Here is a 21,670-nt window from a genome sequence, read left to right on the forward strand (position 1 = left end):
GCAATCTCCCGTGTCAGTTCTGCGCCTACCGCAAATGTCGGCCACGGCCGGCAAACAAACCTGGGGCAACCTGCCCGGTGCCGCCCTCAGCCTTGCCATCGCCGAGGCCGCCAGCAGCGCTGGCCGCTTCACCCTGTTGTTGACGGCCGACAGCCAGGCCGCCGACCGCCTGGAACAGGAGCTGCGTTTCTTCGCACCCGACCTGCCGGTGCTGCCGTTTCCCGATTGGGAAACCCTGCCCTACGACCTATTCTCGCCGCACCAGGACATCATCTCCCAGCGCATCGCCAGCCTTTACCGCTTGCCTGAGCTGAGCCACGGCATCCTCGTGGTGCCGGTGACCACCGCCCTGCACCGCCTGGCACCCACGCGTTTTCTGCTGGGCAGCAGCCTGGTGCTGGACGTGGGCCAGACCCTCGACGTGGAGCAGATGCGCACGCGGCTGGAAGCCACCGGCTACCGCTGCGTCGACACGGTCTATGAGCATGGCGAGTTCGCCGTGCGCGGTGCACTGATCGACCTGTTCCCCATGGGCAGCAAGCTGCCCTACCGCATCGACCTGTTCGATGACGAGATCGAGACCCTGCGCACCTTCGACCCCGAGACCCAGCGCTCGATAGACAAGGTGGATTCCGTGCGCCTGCTGCCTGCGCGCGAATTCCCCATGCAAAAGGACGAAGTGACCCGCTTCAAGGCACGCTTTCGCGAACGCTTCGACGTCGACTTCCGCCGCAGCGCGATCTTCCAGGACCTGGCCAGCGGCATCATCCCCGCCGGTATCGAGTACTACCTGCCCCTGTTCTTCGAAGAAACCTCCACCCTGTTCGACTACCTGCCGGCGGACACCCAGGTGTTTTCGCTGCCGGGAGTGGAACAGGCCGCCGAACACTTCTGGAACGACGTGCGCGGGCGCTATGAAGACCGCCGTGGCGACCTCAGCCGGCCACTGCTGCCACCGGCCGAGCTGTTCCTGCCGGTCGAAGACTGCTTCGCCCGGCTCAAGCAGTGGCCGCGGGTGGTGGTCAGCAGCGACGACCTGGAACCCGGCGCAGGGCGCGAGCGCTTCCCGGCGCGCGCCCTGCCCAACCTGGCGATCGAGGCCAAGGCCAACCAGCCACTGGCCGAGCTGGCCAGCTTCCTCGACCAGTTCCCCGGCCGCGTGCTGTTCACCGCTGAATCGGCCGGCCGACGCGAGGTATTGCTGGAGCTGCTCGAACGGCTGAAGCTGCGCCCGCACACCGTTGATGGCTGGCACGATTTCATCACCGGTGCCGAGCGTCTGGCCATCACCATCGCCCCACTGGACGAAGGCCTGCTGCTGGACGACCCGGCCATTGCCCTGGTCGCCGAAAGCCCGCTGTTCGGCCAGCGCGTCATGCAGCGCCGGCGCCGTGACAAACGTGGCGAAACCGCCAATGACGCGGTAATCAAGAACCTTACCGAACTGCGCGAAGGCGCACCGGTGGTGCACATTGACCATGGCGTAGGCCGCTACCTGGGCCTGGCCACGCTGGAAATCGACGGCCAGGCTGCAGAGTTCCTGACCCTGGAATATGCCGAAAACGCCAAGCTCTATGTGCCGGTCGCCAACCTGCACCTGATCGCCCGCTACACTGGCAGCGACGACGCCCTGGCACCGCTGCACCGGCTGGGTTCGGAAGCCTGGCAGAAGGCCAAGCGCAAGGCTGCCGAACAAGTCCGCGACGTGGCCGCCGAACTGCTCGACATCTACGCCCGGCGTGCCGCGCGCAAAGGCTACGCCTTCGCCGACCCGTCCGCCGACTACGCCACGTTCAGCGCCGGCTTCCCGTTCGAGGAAACCCCCGACCAGCAGGCCGCCATCGAAGCCGTGCGCGCCGACATGCTCGCGCCCAAGCCGATGGACCGCCTGGTCTGTGGCGACGTGGGCTTCGGCAAAACCGAAGTGGCCATGCGTGCGGCGTTCATTGCCGTGCACAGCGGCCGCCAGGTGGCGGTACTGGTGCCGACCACCCTGCTCGCCCAACAGCACTACAACAGCTTCCGCGACCGCTTCGCCGACTGGCCGGTGACCGTGGAAGTGATGAGCCGCTTCAAGTCCGCCAAGGAAGTCGCCGCCGCCGCCGCAGACCTGGCCCAGGGCAAGATCGACATCCTGATCGGCACCCACAAGCTGCTACAGGACGACGTACGCTTCAAGGACCTGGGCCTGGCAATCATCGACGAAGAGCACCGTTTTGGCGTACGCCAGAAGGAGCAGCTCAAGGCCCTGCGCAGCGAAGTCGACATCCTCACCCTCACCGCCACCCCCATCCCGCGCACGCTCAACATGGCGGTGGCGGGCATGCGCGACCTGTCCATCATCGCCACGCCGCCGGCGCGCCGCCTGTCAGTGCGCACCTTCGTGATGGAGCAGAACAAGAGCACCGTCAAAGAGGCGCTGCTGCGCGAACTGCTGCGCGGCGGCCAGGTGTATTACCTGCACAACGATGTGAAAACCATCGAGAAATGCGCAGCCGACCTCGCCGAACTGGTACCCGAGGCACGCATCGGCATCGGCCATGGGCAAATGCGCGAGCGTGAACTGGAACAGGTGATGAGCGACTTCTACCACAAGCGCTTCAATGTGCTGGTGGCTTCGACCATCATCGAAACCGGTATAGACGTGCCCAGCGCCAACACCATCGTCATCGAACGCGCCGACAAGTTCGGCCTGGCCCAGCTGCACCAGCTGCGCGGCCGGGTTGGCCGCAGCCACCACCAGGCTTACGCCTACCTGCTCACGCCTACCCGGCAGAAGGTCAGCGCCGACGCCGAAAAGCGCCTGGAAGCGATCGCCAACACCCAGGACCTTGGCGCCGGCTTCGTGCTGGCGACCAACGACCTGGAAATCCGCGGGGCCGGCGAGCTGCTGGGCGAAGGCCAGAGCGGGCAGATCCAGGCCGTTGGCTTCACCCTGTACATGGAAATGCTCGAGCGCGCAGTCAAGGCCATTCGCAAAGGCACCCAGCCCAACCTGGAACAGCCACTGGGCGGCGGCCCGGAGATCAACCTGCGCCTGCCTGCGCTGATCCCCGAAGACTACCTGCCCGATGTGCATGCCAGGCTGATCCTGTACAAACGCATTGCCTCGGCGGCTGACGAAGAGGGCCTCAAGGACCTGCAGGTCGAAATGATCGACCGCTTCGGCCTGCTACCGGAACCCACCAAGAACCTCATGCGCCTGACGTCGCTCAAGCTGCAGGCGGAAAAGCTCGGCATCAAGAAAGTCGATGCCGGCCCCAATGGCGGCAAGCTCGAGTTCGAGGCCGAAACCCCGGTAGACCCGCTGACTTTGATCAAACTGATTCAGGGCCAGCCCAAACGCTACAAGTTCGAAGGCGCGACCCAGTTCCGCTTCCTGGTGCCGATGGAGCGCCCGGACGAACGCTTCAACACCCTGGAGGCGCTGTTCGAGCGCCTGACCCCACAGCCTGCCTAAGGAAGATTCATGCGTGCCATCCGTTGCCTGACCCTGCTGCTGGCGCTGTTCGCGCCAGCCGCCTTCGCCGAAGGCCTGTATCAGGTAGAAATGATTCTGGTGCGGCAGAACAGCGTGCCCGCCTTTACCAGCCCGTTCGCACCGGAAGACTGGAGCGGCGGTGCTGCGCGCCTGCACAAAGACGCCGAGCAACGCCCGGCGCTGGAAGACGAAGCCACCCGCCTGGAAGCGACCGCAGACTACACCGTGCTGATGCACAAGGCCTGGCGGCAACAGGTGGGCGACCAACCCAGCCGCATCGCCCTGGGCGAAGGCACCGAGCAATTCGGCCATTTCCCTATCGAAGGCAACCTGAGCATTGCCCAAGCGCGCTTTATCGCGGTAGAGGCCAACTTCTGGGTCAACCAGCTGGATGGCAACGGCAGCGTGCTGCAAAGCGAGCAGTTCAAGCAAAGCAACAGTAACGTCAAAGGTGGGCAGCTGACCTTCCTCGACGGTGGGCACCTGGCGGTACTGCTGAAGATCACGCCACCGGGCACGCCGAAAATGCCGGCCATGGACCCGGAGATGATGGAGCAGTAAGCGCATGAAGCCAGATGCCGTCGAGTTGGTGAATCAATACCCGAACTGGACCCAGTCGTTCAGCAAGGCCACCCTGCAGCGCGCAGAACGCTATGCCGATGAAGGCCGGGTAGAACTGGACGCTATCTATCGCCAGACCATCACCGCCCGGTGCGAAGGCAGCGGCGACAATGTCTACCAGCAAACCATCGAACTGCACATTGCAGGCGGCCGCTGCCACGTCGAGGGTGAGTGCGACTGCCCGGTACGCCAAAACTGCAAGCATTGCGCTGCGGTACTGTTCACCCTCAGCGGCCCCACCATCAGTACCGAGCCTGTGCAAAGCCCGCCGGGTACGCTGTCGGCCGAACTGCAGCACTGGCTCAGTGGCCTGGAGCAGCCGCCGGCCCAGACCGGCGCAGCCGATGACAAACGCGGGCGCATGGTCTGCTACCAGCTGCAACTGACCGATACTGCCGGCTGCACGCTGCTGGTGCGCAAAGGCACACGCAGCGAGGACGGCATCCGCTTCAGCCGGGTGCAGTCGCTTTACGATTTTCTCTACGAGCCGCCGCGCTTCGTCACCGACCAGGACACGCGCATCCTGCGCCTGCTTGCGGCATTGAACCAGGGGGCCGGCCAGGACCGCGGCTACCAACTCAAAGGCCAGGAAGGCGGGGAACTGTTCCAGCGCGCACTGGAAACCGGGCGCATGCTGTTCGACGTCAACATGCCCCTGCTGCACGAAGGCCCGACGCGCCCAGCCGAGTTCCGCTGGGTACGCCAGGGCAATGGCAACTACCGCGGGCTGTGGTACAGCGGTGAGGAACCGCTGCGCTGCGTCATCCCGCTGCTGCCGCTGTACTACTTCGATGTGCAGGCGCAAGAGGTGGGCAAGGTCGAACACACCCTTGACCCGCATGTGGCCGTGCAACTGACCATCGCCCCCGATGTGCCGGAACACCTTGTCGTCCCCCTGAGCCACAAGCTCAATGCCCTGAGCCACAAGGTGCCGACCCCAGCCCCCGTGCGAGAGCAAGTGATCGAGGACATACAGCCACAGGCCCTGCTGGCCCTCGGCAGCCTCGAGTACACCGCCTACGTGCCGAAAACCGGGCGCATGCAACGGCAGATGCAACATCGCGCCGCATTGGCATTCGACTATGACGGCCTGCAAGCCAGCGGTAGCGACGACAAGCCGCTGACCCGCCTTGCAGGCAACACCAGCCAGCGCATCCGCCGCCAGCCCCAGGCTGAACAAGCCCTGCGCAAGGTGCTGCGGGACTTCGGCTTCAGGCCTGCAACCCGGCAGAGCAAGGCATTGCCCGACAGTGCCGGGGAAATGTATCAACTGCCCGACGACGAAGCCTGGCTGCACTTTGCCCGCGAAGGCCTGCCACGCCTGCGCGAAGCCGGCTGGGCCATCGATACCCACCGCGATTTCGCCTTCGACCTGCAAGAGGTGGAAGACTGGTACGCGACCATCGACGAAGCGCCGGGCCATGAATGGTTCGACCTGGAACTGGGCATCGTGGTCGATGGCCAGCGCCACAGCCTGTTGCCGATCGTGCTGCAATTGCTGCGCAGCAGCCCAGAGCTGTTACGCCCCAGCGAACTGGCCCGGCGCAGTGACGACGAGCACCTGCTGATCGACCTGAACCGCGGCCGCCTGGATGCCTCGCCCTTGCGCGTCGCCCTGCCCTATGGCCGTATCAAGGCGGTGATGGGCACCCTGGGCGAGCTGTACCTGCACGAAGCCAGCGTAGGCCCGGCCCTGCGCCTGGACCGCGCCGACGCCGCGCGCCTGAACCAGATCGAAGGCATGCCGCTGCATTGGCAAGGTGGCGAGCATGTGCGCGACCTGGGGCGCCGCCTGCGTGACGCGCGTGACCTGCAGGTCGCACCGCCAGTCGCGCTGCGGGCCAGCCTGCGCGCCTACCAGCAGCAAGGCCTGAACTGGCTGCAGGCCCTGCGCGAAATGGGTACCGGCGGCATTCTGGGCGACGACATGGGCTTGGGCAAGACCCTGCAAGCCTTGGCTCACCTGCTGCTGGAAAAGGAAAGCGGGCGCCTCGTCAGCCCAGCCCTGGTCGTGATGCCGACCAGCCTGATACCCAACTGGCTGGACGAAGCCGCACGCTTCGCCCCCGACCTGCGTGTACTGCCCCTGCACGGGCCAGGGCGCAGCAAGCATTTTGCCAAGCTGGGCGACTACGACCTGGTCCTCACCACCTATGCGCTGCTGCCCCGCGACCTGCAGCACCTGCGCGCGCACGCGTGGCACTTGCTGGTGCTGGACGAGGCACAGAACATCAAAAGCAGTACCAGCAAGGCGGCCCTGGCCGCCTGCGAACTGCAGGCCACCCAGCGTCTGTGCCTGACCGGCACGCCGATGGAAAACAACCTGGGCGAACTGTGGTCGATCTTCCACTTCCTGATGCCCGGCTGGCTGGGTGAACTGAAGCGCTTCAACCAGGACTACCGCACGCCGATCGAGCGCCACGGTGACAGCGAGCGCATGGCCCACCTGGCCAACCGCGTCCGGCCGTTCCTGTTGCGCCGCACCAAGGAGCAGGTGGCCACCGAGCTGCCGGCCAAAACCGAGATGGTGCACTGGGTCGAGCTCAGCGACGCCCAGCGCGACACCTACGAAGCGGTACGCGTGGCCATGGACAAGAAAGTCCGCGATGAAATTGCCCGCAACGGTGCCGCGCGCAGCCAGATCGTGATCCTCGACGCGCTGCTCAAGCTGCGCCAGGTGTGCTGCGACCTGCGCCTGGTAAAAGGCGTGGAGAGCAAGGGTAACCAGGCCGACAAGGGCAAGCTGGGGGCACTGCTGCAAATGCTCGATGAGCTGCTCAGCGAAGGCCGCCGGGTACTGCTGTTTTCGCAGTTCACGTCGATGCTTGCACTGATCGAGCAGGAACTGCAAAAGCGCCAGATCCGCTACAGCCTGCTCACCGGCGATACCCGCGACCGGCGTACGCCGGTGCAGCAGTTCCAGCAGGGTGACAGCGAGGTGTTCCTGATCAGCCTGAAGGCCGGTGGCGTGGGCCTGAACCTGACGGCGGCAGACACGGTGATCCACTTCGACCCCTGGTGGAACCCGGCCAGCGAAAACCAGGCCACCGACCGCGCCTACCGTATAGGCCAGGACAAACCGGTGTTCGTGTTCAAGCTGATTACCCGCGGCACGGTGGAAGAGAAAATACAGGCACTGCAGCAGGAGAAGGCCGCGCTGGCGGCGAGCCTGCTCGATGGCGGCCAGGCTGGGCAGTGGCGGCTGGGGGATGAAGAGATCGATGCCCTGTTTGCACCGTTGCCAGGCAAGCGTGGGCGCTGATGCCCTCGGGTCGGCCGTGAGGGTTGGCTGGCAGTGAGGCCGAGCGCCGCGCGGGCGGCGATCTCACTGGCAACCAGCAACCCGCTCCAGCGGCGACAAGTCAGTCGACCAGCTGCGCCTCTTTCAACGCGCCCAACGCCGCCAGCCAGCGTGGCTGCTGGCGATAGTCGGTACGTGCAAAGCCCTGCCCGCGCATCCGGGCGATACGCGGCGAGGGCCTGACCTGCATGCGCTGCGCTGCGCTCAGTGCCAGCTCTGCCGCCGCGCGGTCATTGCAAACCAGGCCCATGTCGCAGCCGGCAGACAATGCCGCCTCGATACGGCTGGCCGCATCGCCCACCACATGGGCACCGGCCATCGACAGGTCATCACTGAAGATCACCCCGTCAAAGCCCAGCTCGCCACGCAGAATGTCCTGCAGCCAGCGGCGCGAGAAGCCGGCCGGCTGGTCGTCCACCTGCGGGTAGATGACATGCGCCGGCATCACCGCCGCCAATTGCCCGCTCAGGCGGCTGAACGGTACAAGGTCGGCTTGGCGCAGTTGCGCAAGGCTGCGCTCATCGGTGGGAATGGCCACGTGCGAATCGGCCTCGGCCCAGCCATGCCCCGGGAAGTGCTTGCCGCAGGCCGCCATGCCGGCGGCATTCATGCCGCGGATGAACGCCCCGGCCAACTGCGTCGCACGCAGCGGGTCGCCCTCGAAGGCGCGGCTGCCCACCACGGCACTGCGCTGGTGATCAAGGTCAAGCACCGGAGCGAAGCTCAGGTCCAGGCCCACTGCCAGCACTTCGGTCGCCATCAGCCAGCCACACTGCTCGGCCAGGTATTCAGCGTTGTCGTTGTCGGCCAGCGCGCGCATGGCGGGCAGGCGCACAACGCCCTGGCGCAGGCGTTGCACACGGCCGCCCTCCTGGTCCACCGCCAGAATCAGATCGGGGCGTATGGCGCGGATGGATGCGCATAGCTCACGCACCTGGCGCGGGCTGTCGATATTGCGGGCGAAGATGATCAGGCCGGCCACTTCGGGCTGGCGCAGCAGGTGACGGTCTTCGGCGGTCAGCCATTTACCGGCGATGTCCACCATCAGGGAGCCTTGCAGACTGACGGTCATGGGTATTCCTTAATTGAAGACTGAACAGAAGCGGCGCTAGCTTAGCCCAAGCGCCCCGCCGCGCCCAGCCTTCAGGCCTTGGCCGTGGCGGCGCTGCTCTTGGTGCGTGGGCGCAGCTGTGCAGTGGCCATGGCCGGGTCGGTGACGCCACTGTCGGCCCGCATGCCGGCCGCCAGGAACGGCACCATCAGGCGCATGACCTGTTCGATGGACGTATTGATACCGAAGTCGGTTTCGGCGATGGCCCGCAGGGCCTTGATGCCGGACATGCTGAACGCGGCCGCCCCCAGCATGAAGTGCACGCGCCAGAACAGCTCCAGCGGCGGAATACGGGGAGCCGCCTCGTTGACCAACAGCATGTAGCGGCGGAACACCTTGCCGTACATGTCTTCCAGGTAGCGCCGCAAGTGCCCTTGGCTCTGGCTGAAGGCAAGGCCCAGCAGCCGCATGAAGATCGACAGGTCGTTGTTGCTGCGCGGCTGCACGGCCAATGCCTGCTCCACCAGCATTTCCAGCAGCTCTTCCAGGCTTGGCTTGTGCTCGGGCTTGGCCTGGCGGCGTTCCAGTTCACGCTCGAGGCTGGCGCAGAACGGGCCCAGGAAGCGCGAGAACACAGCCTGGATAAGCGCTTTTTTGGAACCGAAGTGATAGTTGACCGCCGCCAGGTTGACCCCGGCCTTGCTGGTAATCAGCCGCAGCGAGGTTTCAGCGAACCCCCTTTCCGCGAACAGCTGCTCGGCAGCATCGAGAATGCGTTCAACGGTTTCCGATTGGGCCATGACTACTCCGACTACTCCGCCAGACAAACAGTTGTTTGAAACATACGTTTCAGCCCTGCATCTGTCAAGGCTCGGTGACCGGGCGGTCGCCGTTGGAAAACAGCGCGCGTCGTGCCTCCGGGAGGGGGCGTTCGACTTTTCTTGCAACGTGTGGCTTGAAGCTTATCCAGTACTGTATATAATCACAGTCACTGTACAAAAAGCCAGAGCGCCCAACATGCTGAAACTGACGCCACGCCAAGCCGAAATTCTCGCGTTCATCAAGCGTTGCCTGGAAGACAACGGTTTCCCGCCCACACGTGCCGAGATCGCTCAGGAACTGGGTTTCAAATCGCCCAACGCTGCCGAAGAACACCTCAAGGCCCTCGCCCGCAAGGGTGCCATCGAAATGACCCCAGGTGCATCCCGCGGCATCCGCATCCCGGGCTTCGAAGCCAAGGCCGAAGAAAGCGGCCTGCCCATCATCGGCCGTGTGGCTGCCGGTGCACCGATCCTTGCCGAGCAGCACATCGAGCAATCGTGCAACATCAACCCCGCGTTCTTCCACCCCCAGGCCGACTATTTACTGCGCGTGCACGGCATGAGCATGAAGGACGTCGGTATCCTGGACGGCGACCTGCTGGCAGTACACACCTGCCGTGAAGCACGCAACGGCCAGATCGTGGTGGCCCGCATCGGCGACGAAGTAACCGTCAAGCGCTTCAAGCGCGAAGGCAGCAAAGTCTGGCTGCTGGCCGAAAACCCCGAATTCGCCCCTATCGAAGTCGACCTGAAAGAACAGGAACTGGTGATCGAGGGCTTGAGCGTCGGCGTCATTCGCCGCTGATCCAGGAGGCGTCATGCAGCAGTTCATTCACGTACCCGAGCAAGCCCAGTTGCCGTTGTTCGAAGCATTCCTTGCCCAACCCGTACTTCCTGGCTTAAAGGCCAGCGAACTGGCACGCAAGCACAGCGACCCCGAGCTTTTCAGCGAACTGTCGCTGCGTGGCGCCCAAGGGCACTGCCAAAACCTGCTGGCACCCGTACTGCGTGAGCTGAGCGAAGAAGACGAAACCCGCTGGCTGACCCTGATCGCGCCGCCGTCGAGCCTGACCCAGGCCTGGCTGCGCGACGCAGGCCTCAACCGTGAACGGATCCTGCTGCTGCAACCCCGTAGCAATCAGAGCCCATTGCAGCTGGCCTGCGAAGCCCTGCGCCTGGGCCTTAGCCACACAGTGGTCAGCTGGCTGGGTAGCGTGAATGCTACTGCCCGCCAGCAACTGCTACGGGCAGCCACTACCGGAAATGCACAAAGCCTGAACATCCGCCTCGGCTGATGTTCAGGCTTTGCCTATTACTTCAAAACGCCAGCCACCTGCTGCACCCTCAGGGTTCAGTGCAGCACCCGCGGCCCTTCATCACGCTCAGCCTCACCTTCCATCAGGCGACCGGCCATCTGCACACCCACGCTGAGCATGGCCTTGGCCACTTCAACATGCTGACCCTGCAGAAATACCTTGGCGTCTTCCGAGAAATCCAAGGTTACCAGTGAGCCTTCATCCTCGGCGCGACGCAGTTCGATGCGGCCATCAGGCAACTCGACAATTTCCAGAAAAGACGTAGACATAAATGGCAGTTCTCCGCGAAAGGCCAGTATTGTATCAGCCGTTGCCGCGATCAGCACTCACTCAACGCGTCGCGAAAACGCCTGACCAGGCCTTTGAGGTTATTGCGCCAGCTTTCCAGCTCGGCGCGGGACAACGCTGGTTGCTCGGGCTCGTCAAGGTTCACGGCTTGGATCAGCGGCTGAGTAACATCGGTTTTTGGCGCTTTCCTGGCGACAGGTGGTCGGAACAAATCGGCATAAGCACTGAGCATTTGCGCCAGCCACGTTTCACGCTGGCGCGCCAGCTCCAGCAGCTCGGCCACCTCGGGGATGGCAATACCGTTCAGGCTGTCGTCGGCCAGCGCCAGCTCCACAGTTGCCACCACCGGCAGGCGGTAGAAAGCACCAATTTCATGGCACATGCCCAGTAGCGCGCCGTACAGGTGAAACAGCGCCGACTCGCGCTCGGCCTGTACCAGGCCCTGGGCATTCATGGCCTGGCTTTGCTCGGCCTTGGCCATGGCCTCGAGGGCGAGGCAGGCAAAGAACAGTTTCTGGTTGGTGCGGGTGTAGGTTTCCTGGGCCATTTCTGTGCCCTCCCTTCAGGCTGCAAGGCAAGTTTCTGCATCATAAATGATTGGGGCCGCTAAGCGGCCCCAATTACAGCACTGAAGGCTCAGCGCTTGTCTTCTACCTTCCACGCGCCACCGTCGTAGAACGCCTTCCAGCCGGTAGGCTTGCCATCAACCTCGGACTGCACGTACTGCTCCTTGGTCTTGCGGCTGTAGCGGATCACTGCAGGGCGGCCGTCCGGGTCCTTCTGCGGCGCATCGCACAGGAAGTGGTACTTCGGGTCGATCTCGTGCTTGTGCGGCACGATTTCCATGACCAGTGGTGCCCGGGTTTCGCGGTTCTTGGGGAACTGGCTGGCCGCCAGGAACAACCCCGAGGCGCCATCGCGCAGCACGTAGGTGTCGTCCACCTTCTCGCACTTGAGCTCAGGCATGTCCACCTTGTCCATCTTCGGTGGCGCTGCCTCACCGCTTTTCAGCAGTTTGCGGGTGTTCTTGCAAGCCGGGTTGGTGCAGCCGAAGAACTTGCCGAACCGGCCGGTCTTCAGTTGCATCTCGCTACCGCACTTGTCGCATTCCAGGCTTGGCCCTTCGTAACCCTTGATGCGGTAGTTGCCTTCTTCGATTTCGTAGCCAGGGCAGTCCGGGTTGTTACCGCAGATGTGCAGCTTGTGCTTCTCATCCAGCAAGTAGGCATCCATCGCCGTGGCGCAGATCGGGCAACGGTGCTTGCCCAACAGCACCCGCGACTCGGACTCGCCCTCGTCGTCCGCAGCGATCTCATCGCCGGGCACCAGGTTGACGGTCGCCTTGCAACGCTCTTTCGGCGGCAGGCTGTAGCCAGAGCAGCCAAGGAATACCCCAGTGGAAGCAGTACGAATCATCATTGGCCGGCCACATTCCTTGCACGGAATGTTGGTCATGGTCGGCTGGTTGGCGCGCATGCCGTCTTCGCTCGACTCGGCCGTCTGCAGCTTCTTGCTGAAGTCGCCATAGAACTCGTCGAGCACGTTCTTCCAGTCACGCTCGCCCTGGGCCACGTCGTCGAGGTTCTCCTCCATGTCGGCGGTAAAGCCGTAGTCCATCAGGTTGGAGAAACTTTCCGACAGGCGCTCGGTGACGATGTCGCCCATTTTCTCGGAGTAGAAGCGGCGGTTGTGCAGGGTCACATAACCCCGGTCCTGGATGGTGGAGATGATCGCCGCGTAGGTCGACGGGCGACCGATGCCGCGCTTTTCCATTTCCTTTACCAGGCTGGCTTCGGTGAAGCGTGCCGGCGGCTTGGTGAAGTGCTGGCTCGGGTCGATCTGCAGCAACTTCAGCGCTTCGCCCTGGACCATTTCCGGCAGTACGTCGTCTTCACCCGGTTTGCTCTGCTGTGGCAGCACACGGGTATAACCGTCGAACTTCAGGATACGGCCCTTGGCGCGCAGCTCGAAATCGCCGGCAGCCACGGTGACACTGGTAGACAGGTACTGCGCCGGCGGCATCTGGCAAGCCAGGAACTGGCGCCAGATCAGCTCGTACAGGCGCTCGGCATCGCGCTCCATGCCACTGAGCTTGGTCGGGTGTGTATTCACGTCCGACGGGCGAATCGCTTCGTGCGCTTCCTGGGCGCCTTCTTTGCTGCCGTAGACCAGCGGTGCATCCGGCAGGTACTGCTTGCCGAACTCACGCTCGATGTAGCTGCGGGCCATGTCCAGGGCATCGGCCGACAGGTTGGTCGAGTCGGTACGCATGTACGTGATGTAGCCAGCTTCGTACAAGCGCTGGGCCATCATCATGGTCTTCTTCACACCGAAGCCCAGGCGGTTGCTGGCGGCCTGCTGCAGGGTGGAGGTAATGAACGGTGCCGACGGCTTGCTGCTGGTCGGGCGGTCTTCGCGCTTGACCACGCTGTAGCTGGAAGCCTTGAGCTTCTCCAGCGCGGCCATGGCCTGGGCTTCGTTCAGCGGCTTGAACGCCTCGCCATTTTCGCGCGCCACTTCGAAACGCACCTTGGCGTTTTTCGCGGTGCCGAGGTCAGCGTGGATTTCCCAGTATTCTTCGGGGATGAACGCGCGAATTTCACGCTCGCGCTCTACCACCAGCTTGACCGCTACCGACTGCACGCGACCGGCAGACAGGCCACGGGCAATCTTGGCCCACAACAGCGGCGACACCATGTAGCCCACCACACGGTCAAGGAAACGCCGAGCCTGCTGGGCGTTGACCCGGTCGATGTCCAGCTCGCCCGGTTGCGAGAAGGCTTCCTGAATCGCCTTCTTGGTAATTTCGTTGAACACCACGCGCTTGTAGCGGGCCTCGTCACCACCGATGGCCTCGCGCAGGTGCCAGGCAATGGCTTCCCCTTCGCGGTCCAAGTCGGTTGCGAGATAGATGGTGTCGGCATCCTTGGCCAGGCGGCGCAGCTCTTCGATCACCTTTTCCTTGCCAGGCAGGATCTCGTACTTGGCTTTCCAGCCGTGGTCGGGGTCGACACCCATGCGCGACACCAGCTGGCGACGGGCCTTTTCCTTGGGTGAAAGTGCCGGGGCCTCACCCGCAGCCTTACCACGCTTGGCGGCCGGCTCTTTGCTTGCGCTGGCCGAACCGCTGGTGGGGAGGTCTCGGATATGGCCGATACTCGACTTCACCACGTACTGGTTGCCCAGGTACTTGTTGATGGTCTTGGCCTTGGCCGGGGATTCCACAATGACCAGCGATTTGCCCATGGATCGGAGTATTCCTGAATCTGAAGATGAAAAACGCGTCAGGTGCCGACACGCGGCACCGCTATATATAGTGGCAAAAGTGTGAGGTCAAGTTCGAACGATCATGCGTGCGAGTTGCCCAGCAACCCGGGCAGCCCCTCTTCGGCCTTGACCAAAGCAAAGCGTGGCACCTGCTCGCCGTCAACCTCGACGGACTCCTGGAACATCGAAAGTGGCCTCACCCAGAAGCTGTAGTCACCATACAGGCACTGGTAGAAAACCATCCACTCTTCGCTCTCGGAGTGCCGCGCAACGCTGAAGACACGGTACTCAGGCCCTTTGTAATGCCGGTAGACGCCTGGCTGTATCTGCATGTTGCACACCCTCCTGAATAAAACCTGAAAAAACAAAACCGGGGCACAAGGCCCCGGTTGCTGTCCAGCGGCGCGATCAGACGCGTTCGAAGACAGTGGTGATACCTTGGCCGAGGCCGACGCACATGGTCGCCACCCCCAGGGTACCGCCATTTTGCTTCATGACATTGAGCAGGGTGCCGGAAATACGTGCCCCAGAGCAACCGAACGGGTGCCCCAAAGCGATGGCGCCGCCGTGCAGGTTAACCTTCTCATCCATCTTGTCGAGCACTTTCAAATCTTTCAGCACTGGCAAGGCCTGCGCAGCGAAGGCTTCGTTGAGCTCGATGAAGTCGATGTCTGCCATGGTCAACCCGGCACGCTTGAGGGCTTTCTGGGTCGATGGCACCGGGCCGTAGCCCATGATCGCCGGATCCACACCTGCCACCGCCATCGAGCGGATTACCGCCAACGGCTGTATACCCAGGTCCATGGCGCGCTGGCCAGACATGACGATCATGCACGACGCGCCGTCGGTGATCTGCGACGAAGTACCGGCCGTAACCGTGCCCCCTTTGGGGTTGAATGCCGGCTTGAGCGACGCCAGGCCTTCGAGGGTGGTTTCCGGGCGAATGGTTTCGTCGTAATCGAACACCTTCAGGAAGCCGTTCTCGTCGTAGCCCTGCATCGGGATGATTTCATCCTTGAACTTGCCTTCGACCGTAGCCTTGTGGGCCAACTGGTGCGAACGCAAGCCAAACAGGTCCTGCTGCTCACGGGTGATGCCATGCATCTTGCCGAGCATTTCTGCAGTGAGGCCCATCATCCCGGAAGCCTTGGCGGCATGCAAGGACAGGTGCGGGTTAGGGTCCACGCCGTGCATCATGCTGACATGGCCCATATGCTCCACGCCGCCGACCACGAACACATCGCCGTTGCCGGTCATGATGGCCTGGGCGGCGGTGTGCAGCGCGCTCATCGACGAGCCGCACAGGCGGCTGACGGTTTGCGCAGCGGAAGTGTGCGGGATCTGCGTCATCAGCGAAGCCATGCGGGCGATGTTCCAGCCCTGCTCCAGGGTCTGGTTGACGCAGCCCCAGATCACGTCCTCGACCTCTTTGGGGTCGACCTTGCCGTTGCGCTCCAACAGCTTGCTGATCAGGTGCGCCGACATGTCTTCGGCGCGGGTGTTGCGGTGCATGCCACCCTTGGAGCGGCCCATCGGCGTGCGACCGAAGTCGACAATCACCACGTCTCTTGGATTCAGGCTCATATCAAATCTCTCGCTCTAGCTCGTTGACCGCTCAGTTGAAGAAGCGCTGGCCATTCTTGGCCATTTCGCGCAGCTTGGCGGTCGGGTGGTACAGCGGCCCCAGGTCGGCATAGCGATCGGCCAGGGCAACGAATTCGGCGACACCGATCGAGTCGATGTAGCGCAGCGCACCACCGCGGAAGGGAGGGAAACCAATGCCGTAGACCAGCCCCATGTCGGCTTCGGCAGCGGTCTCGACGATGCCGTCTTCCAGGCAGCGCACGGTCTCCAGGCACAGCGGCACCATCATCCAGTTGACGATGTCTTCATCGGTGACTTCACGCTGCTCGAACACGATCGGCTTGAGCACGTCGAGCACGGTAGCGTCGAACACTTTCTTCGGCTTGCCACGCTTGTCGGTTTCGTAGGCGTAGAAACCCTTGCCATTCTTCTGCCCCAGGCGGTTGGCCTCGTACAGGGCATCCACCGCCGAGCGGCGCTCGTCCTTCATGCGGTCAGGGAAACCTTCGGCCATCACGTCACGGCCGTGGTGGCCGGTGTCGATGCCTACCACGTCCATCAGGTAGGCCGGGCCCATTGGCCAGCCGAACTTTTCCATGACCTTGTCGATTCGCACGAAGTCGACACCGGCGCTGACCAGCTTGGCAAAGCCGCCGAAGTACGGGAACAGCACGCGGTTGACCAGGAAGCCCGGGCAGTCGTTGACCACGATCGGGTTCTTGCCCATTTTCTTGGCATAGGCCACGGTGGTGGCCACAGCCACTTCACTGGACTTCTCGCCACGGATCACTTCCACCAGCGGCATCATGTGCACCGGGTTGAAGAAGTGCATGCCGACGAAGTTTTCCGGGCGCTTGAGCGCCTTGGCCAGCAGGTTGATGGAGATCGTCGAAGTGTTGGAGGCCAGGATCGCATCGTCCTTGACCTGCCCTTCCACTTCCGCCAGCACCGCCTGTTTGACTTTCGGGTTCTCGACCACGGCCTCGACCACGATGTCGACATTGGCAAAGTCGCCATAGGACAGGGTCGGGCGAATGGCATTGAGCGCCTCGGCCATCTTGGCCGGGGTCAGGCGGCCCTTTTCGACGCGGTTGCCAAGCAGCTTGGAGGCCTCGTTCAAGCCCAGCTGGATGGCTTCCTCGCGGATGTCCTTCATCAGGATCGGGGTGCCCTTGACCGCGGACTGGTAGGCGATGCCGCCACCCATGATACCGGCGCCAAGCACGGCAGCCTGCTTCACGTCGTGGGCGATTTCGTCGTGCGCCTTGGCCTTGCGCTTGAGCTCCTGGTCGTTCAGGAACAGGCCGATCAGGCTCTCGGCAACCGAGGTCTTGGCCAGTTTGGCAAACCCGGCCGCTTCGACTTCCAGCGCCTTGTCGCGGCCGAAGTTGGCGGCCTTCTGAATGCTCTTGATGGCTTCGACCGGGGCCGGGTAGTTCGGCCCGGCCTGCCCGGCAACGAAGCCCTTGGCAGTTTCGAACGCCATCATCTGTTCGATGGCGTTGAGCTTGAGTTTTTCCAGCTTGGGTTGGCGTTTGGCCTTGTAGTCGAGCTCGCCGCTGATGGCGCGCTTGATCAGGTCGATGGCGCCAGCCTGCAGCAGCTCGGGCGCAACCACGGCATCGACGGCGCCGACTTTGAGGGCGTCTTCGGCGCGGTTTTCCTTGCCGGCAGCGATCCACTCGATGGCGTTGTCCGAACCGATCAGGCGCGGCAGGCGCACGGTGCCGCCAAAGCCCGGGTAGATGCCCAGCTTGACTTCCGGCAGGCCGATCTTGGCGCTGCTGGACATGACACGGTAATCGGCGGCAAGGCACATTTCCAGGCCGCCACCCAGGGCGATGCCATTGATGGCCGCGACGGTCGGCACTTCGAGGTCTTCGAAGGCGTTGAAGATGCGGTTGGCTTCCAGGTTGCCGGCGACCAGTTCGGCCTCGGGCAGCTTGAAGTTGTCGACGAACTCGGTGATGTCGGCGCCGACGATGAACACGTCCTTGCCACTGCTGACGATGACGCCCTTGACCGAGGCGTCGGCCTGGATGGCGCCTACGGCCTCGCGCAGCTCGTTCAGGGTCAGGCGGTTGAACTTGTTGACGGACTCACCCTTGAGGTCGAACTTGAGCTCGACGATGCCACTTTCAAGAGCCTTAACCGTGATGGCTTTACCTTCGTAAATCATCAACTGATCTCCACGATATGGAAGCTGAACTGTACACGCCGATCGCTGCAGCGGAAGCAGGCCTAGCTGCCCCGCCCAGGCACACCCGTCAGCGCGCTAGTCGGAAGTATGGCTTGGCGTGGTGACATACAAACGCTCAATTCATACGCCCGTTTGATTTGGGTGTGCACACATTCTCCGAAAAGATCTGCGTTGTCAAATGCTCACGAGCACGAAGAAAACGCGACTTTGCGGTCATTTTGTACCGTGCGCGCAGCAAACCATGATGACAGTGATCACCGGTCATTCATGCCAGCGATCGACCCGCGGGATTGCACAGGCGCTGCACATTTTCGCTTGCGCGCCGACCGGGTATGGCTACACTGCCACTTGCGTGAATGAATACCCGGCCTGCCTGGCCTTTTCTGCGAAAGCAGAACGCAAAGCGGCGACTTGGCACCCCACCCCTTCAGGGGTACGCCAAGCCGCCGCTTTGTCGTTGTAGGAGCGGCATTGTGTCTTGAGAGGGGATTAGACCTGGTCATTCACCGCTCCCACAGGTGAATCGCGCAGGCTTTTCAAATTTTGAGAAAGACAATTGCTCCTAAAGGGATCGTGTTTAGCTGAACTCAGGCGAGGGTTTCGAGGACGTAGGCAACATCCTGCAATACATCCGTATCGCCCCGCTCAGTCCAGTACAACGCGATCATCCGGGCATCGGCCTCTACCTTGTAAACGCTCGCCGGCAAGCGCGCCAGTGCCTCCACGAAGCGCGGGTCTTCGCAGGGTTCGCGGTACTGGTTCCACCACACCCCCGGGCTGACCTGCCAGTAGCTGAAGCTGTTCTGGTGCCCACGGCGGCGCGCCCGGTGGTACTGCGGGCAAGGACTTGGCGGCTCCTTCTCCAGCCAGTGCGGCCACTGTTGCGGCGCCAGCTGCATGGCCAACCCCATACGTCGGGCCTCCAGGCGCAGCTTCATCTGCTCGCTCTGCTTGCGCGAACTGCGCAACCAGGAAAACGGGCTGAGAATCAGCGCAAGGATTGACACCACCAGCAATACCGTCATATCAGTAGATTCCATAAAGCGTTGCAAATGAGCTGGTTAGCCATTTTTCACGGAAGACCCGCCCGAAAGCGACCATACTTCCTTTATCGCGATTGTCAGGAGTACTGCTCATGCCCTACGAACATTTGTTGGTCGCGGTCGACCTGACCGAAGAATGCGACCCGGTAATCAAGCGCGCCATGGCCTTGGCTGCCCCATCGAACGCCAAGGTATCGCTGGTGCATATCGTCGAGCCAATGGCCATGGCGTTTGGCGGCGATGTGCCGATGGACCTGTCGCAACTGCAACAACAGCAGTTCGACCAGGCCAAAGAGCGCATGGACCGGTTGTTCAACAAGTACCCGGACATTAATCGGGGCGACTCGCACCTGACCTACGGCCAACCTCGCCAGGAAATTCACCAGCTTGCCAAGGAACAACACTGCGACCTGATCGTGGTCGGCAGCCATGGCCGCCACGGCCTGGCGTTGCTGTTGGGGTCCACGGCCAATGACGTGCTGCACGGTGCGCCGTGTGACGTGCTGGCGGTACGCTTGCAGAAGAAAGACTGATCCGACCTGGTCCGGCCCTACCGCCGGCAAGCCAGCTCCCACAGAGGCACCATGGATTTCAAGCCTTATGGTGTCCCTGTGGGAGCTGGCTTGCCGGCGATAGGGCCGGACCAGGCTAACAACTATCAGCCTTCCAGCTCAGCCCAGCGCTCCACCAGTACATCCAGCTCACCCTGCAACTTCTCGATCCTGGCCAGCACTGCCGAAGTTTCCGCAATCGGCCGCTGATAGAAGCCCGCCGCATTCACCTCTTCCTGAGCTTCAGCCATGCGCTGCTCCAGCGCGTCGATCTGCCCCGGCAGCATCTCCAGCTCACGCTGCAGCTTGTAGCTGAGCTTTTTCTTCGATGCCTCTTCCACCACCGGCGCAGCAACAGGCGCAGGCTTGGCCTCGACCTTCTCCACCACCGCGCTGTTGAGGGCCGACTTGCCGCCCTTGCTCTCGGTCACGCCCAGCAGCTTCGGCGAGCCGCCCTGGCGAATCCAGTCCTCATAACCCCCTACATACTCGCGCACCTTGCCCTCGCCTTCGAACACCAGGGTGCTGGTGACGACGTTGTCGAGGAAGGCCCGGTCGTGGCTGACGATCAGCACGGTGCCCTTGTAGTTGGACAGCACCTCTTCGAGCAGTTCGAGGGTTTCCACGTCCAGGTCGTTGGTCGGTTCGTCGAGCACCAGCAGGTTGGCCGGCTTGCTGAACAGCTTGGCCAGCAGCAGGCGGGCACGCTCCCCCCCCGACAGCGCCTTGACCGGCGTGCGCGCACGCTGGGGGCTGAACAGGAAGTCGCCCAGGTAACTGAGCACATGGCGGTTCTGCCCATCGATCTCGATGAAGTCACGGCCTTCGGCGAGGTTGTCGATCACCGTCTTTTCCAGCTCGAGCTGGTGGCGCATCTGGTCGAAATAGGCCACTTCCAGCTTGGTACCGCGCTCGACCTTGCCTGAACTGGGCTCCAGGTCACCGAGCATCAACTTCAGCAAGGTGGTCTTGCCGGTACCGTTGGCACCCAGCAGGCCGATACGGTCTTCGCGCTGCAGGACCATGGAGAAGTCCTTGACCAGCATCGGCCCTTCGGGATGATGGAAACTCACGTTTTCCAGCACCATGACCTGCTTGCCGGACTTTTCCGCCGCCTCGATCTGGATATTGGCCTTGCCCTGGCGTTCGCGGCGCTCGCCACGCTCTACCCGCAGGGCCTTCAAGGCACGCACGCGACCTTCGTTGCGGGTACGGCGGGCCTTGATGCCCTGGCGAATCCACACTTCTTCCTGGGCCAGGCGCTTGTCGAACAGCGCGTTGGCGGTTTCTTCGGCGGCCAGTGCGGCCTCCTTGTGCACCAGGAAGCTGGCGTAGTCGCCGTTCCAGTCGATCAGGCCGCCACGGTCCAGTTCAAGGATGCGGGTGGCCAGGTTCTGCAGGAACGACCGGTCGTGGGTAATGAACAGCACCGCGCCGTTGAAGCCGCGCAGGGCCTCTTCGAGCCAGGCAATGGCGCCAATGTCCAGGTGGTTGGTCGGCTCGTCGAGCAGCAGCAGGTCGGGCTCCGACACTAGCGCCTGGGCCAGCAGCACGCGGCGGCGCCAGCCACCGGACAGCTCGGCCAGGGTCTTGTCGGCAGGCAGTTGCAGGCGGCTGAGGGTGCTTTCCACCACCTGCTGCAGGCGCCAGCCGTCGCGGGCTTCCAGTTCGTGCTGAACGTGCATGAGCTTTTCCAGGTCATCGTCGCCCTGGATGTTCATGCTCAGGTGGTGGAACTGCGCCAGCAGTTCACCCACGCCGTCGAGGCCGGCCGCGACCACGTCGAACACCGTGCGCTCATCGGCCACTGGCAGTTCCTGCGGCAGTTCGCCGATCTTCAGGCCCGGCGCACGCCAGATTTCCCCGTCGTCGCCCTTCTGCTCGCCCTTGACCAGGCGCAGCATGCTCGACTTGCCGGTGCCGTTGCGGCCGATGATGCACACCCGCTCGCCACGAGCGATCTGCCAGGACACTTTGTCCAGCAGCGGCATGGCGCCGAATGCGAGGGACACATCGCTGAATTTGAGCAGGGTCATGTTGGTCTCCATAAATCGGGCGCGCATTCTACCTGAGTTGGGCCCCCGACGGCAGCTGCCAGGCCAATCGATGCACGCGTGGCGACATCCGGTCGACGTTAATATGCCGA

Annotated in this window: 16 protein-coding genes; 6 read left to right on the forward strand and 10 right to left on the reverse strand. The window is 63.0% G+C overall.

Features of this window, described 5'->3' with window-relative positions; translation table 11 throughout:
- Positions 1-10: 10 nt before the first annotated feature.
- Genes mfd through FPB55_RS17655 form a run of 3 tightly spaced genes read left to right on the forward strand, consistent with a single transcriptional unit; the run spans position 11 to position 7,364 of the window.
- Complete coding sequence (mfd, locus tag FPB55_RS17645; RefSeq protein WP_144188923.1) at positions 11-3,460, forward strand: transcription-repair coupling factor; 3,450 nt, start codon at positions 11-13, stop codon at positions 3,458-3,460.
- 9 nt (positions 3,461-3,469) lie between these two features.
- Positions 3,470-4,042 carry a CsiV family protein gene (locus FPB55_RS17650; protein WP_144188925.1) on the forward strand — a complete coding sequence of 191 codons (573 nt, stop codon included), beginning with the start codon at positions 3,470-3,472 and terminating at the stop codon, positions 4,040-4,042.
- Positions 4,043-4,046: 4 nt separating this feature from the next.
- Positions 4,047-7,364: a DEAD/DEAH box helicase gene (locus FPB55_RS17655; protein ID WP_144188927.1), complete on the forward strand. Its 3,318-nt coding sequence runs from the start codon at positions 4,047-4,049 to the stop codon at positions 7,362-7,364.
- Between the two features lie 100 nt (positions 7,365-7,464).
- Here the strand turns inward: FPB55_RS17655 and nagZ are convergent, their stop codons facing one another.
- Complete coding sequence (nagZ, locus tag FPB55_RS17660; RefSeq protein ID WP_178097539.1) at positions 7,465-8,463, reverse strand: beta-N-acetylhexosaminidase; 999 nt, start codon at positions 8,461-8,463, stop codon at positions 7,465-7,467.
- Between the two features lie 83 nt (positions 8,464-8,546).
- Positions 8,547-9,254, reverse strand: a complete 708-nt coding sequence (locus FPB55_RS17665) for a TetR/AcrR family transcriptional regulator (RefSeq protein WP_009686283.1) — start codon at positions 9,252-9,254, stop codon at positions 8,547-8,549.
- A 217-nt stretch (positions 9,255-9,471) separates the two neighbouring features.
- Here FPB55_RS17665 and lexA point away from each other — a divergent pair, with 217 nt between their 5' ends.
- Positions 9,472-10,080, forward strand: a complete 609-nt coding sequence (gene lexA / locus FPB55_RS17670) for a transcriptional repressor LexA (protein WP_029887015.1) — start codon at positions 9,472-9,474, stop codon at positions 10,078-10,080.
- 13 nt (positions 10,081-10,093) lie between these two features.
- A complete protein-coding gene (gene sulA, locus FPB55_RS17675; RefSeq protein ID WP_009686281.1) occupies positions 10,094-10,570 on the forward strand; it encodes an SOS-induced cell division inhibitor SulA in 477 nt (158 codons plus the stop codon).
- Positions 10,571-10,626: 56 nt separating this feature from the next.
- Here sulA and FPB55_RS17680 read toward each other — a convergent pair whose 3' ends face one another.
- The 7 genes from FPB55_RS17680 to FPB55_RS17710 all read right to left on the reverse strand — a co-directional run bounded on the left by FPB55_RS17680 (position 10,627) and on the right by FPB55_RS17710 (position 18,955).
- Positions 10,627-10,860: a hypothetical protein gene (locus FPB55_RS17680; protein ID WP_009686280.1), complete on the reverse strand. Its 234-nt coding sequence runs from the start codon at positions 10,858-10,860 to the stop codon at positions 10,627-10,629.
- Positions 10,861-10,910: 50 nt separating this feature from the next.
- A complete protein-coding gene (locus tag FPB55_RS17685; protein WP_144188931.1) occupies positions 10,911-11,426 on the reverse strand; it encodes a DUF6586 family protein in 516 nt (171 codons plus the stop codon).
- Positions 11,427-11,515: 89 nt separating this feature from the next.
- Complete coding sequence (gene topA, locus FPB55_RS17690; protein ID WP_144188934.1) at positions 11,516-14,125, reverse strand: type I DNA topoisomerase; 2,610 nt, start codon at positions 14,123-14,125, stop codon at positions 11,516-11,518.
- 101 nt (positions 14,126-14,226) lie between these two features.
- Complete coding sequence (locus tag FPB55_RS17695) at positions 14,227-14,478, reverse strand: DUF1653 domain-containing protein (RefSeq protein WP_009686277.1); 252 nt, start codon at positions 14,476-14,478, stop codon at positions 14,227-14,229.
- A 76-nt stretch (positions 14,479-14,554) separates the two neighbouring features.
- Positions 14,555-15,730, reverse strand: a complete 1,176-nt coding sequence (fadA, locus tag FPB55_RS17700) for an acetyl-CoA C-acyltransferase FadA (RefSeq protein WP_009686276.1) — start codon at positions 15,728-15,730, stop codon at positions 14,555-14,557.
- 31 nt (positions 15,731-15,761) lie between these two features.
- On the reverse strand, positions 15,762-17,909 hold the full coding sequence (gene fadB / locus FPB55_RS17705) for a fatty acid oxidation complex subunit alpha FadB (RefSeq protein ID WP_029887012.1): 2,148 nt from the start codon (positions 17,907-17,909) through the stop codon (positions 15,762-15,764).
- 608 nt (positions 17,910-18,517) lie between these two features.
- Positions 18,518-18,955, reverse strand: a complete 438-nt coding sequence (locus FPB55_RS17710) for a hypothetical protein (protein WP_144188936.1) — start codon at positions 18,953-18,955, stop codon at positions 18,518-18,520.
- Positions 18,956-19,065: 110 nt separating this feature from the next.
- Between FPB55_RS17710 and FPB55_RS17715 the strand changes: the two genes are divergently transcribed.
- Positions 19,066-19,506 carry a universal stress protein gene (locus FPB55_RS17715; RefSeq protein WP_009686273.1) on the forward strand — a complete coding sequence of 147 codons (441 nt, stop codon included), beginning with the start codon at positions 19,066-19,068 and terminating at the stop codon, positions 19,504-19,506.
- Positions 19,507-19,631: 125 nt separating this feature from the next.
- On the opposite strand, the gene FPB55_RS17720 is transcribed toward FPB55_RS17715, so the two are convergent.
- Positions 19,632-21,560 carry an ATP-binding cassette domain-containing protein gene (locus FPB55_RS17720; RefSeq protein ID WP_115294475.1) on the reverse strand — a complete coding sequence of 643 codons (1,929 nt, stop codon included), beginning with the start codon at positions 21,558-21,560 and terminating at the stop codon, positions 19,632-19,634.
- Between the last annotated feature and the right edge of the window lie 110 nt (positions 21,561-21,670).

The organism is Pseudomonas sp. BJP69, from assembly GCF_007633355.1.
Classification (GTDB): Bacteria; Pseudomonadota; Gammaproteobacteria; order Pseudomonadales; family Pseudomonadaceae; genus Aquipseudomonas; species Aquipseudomonas juntendi.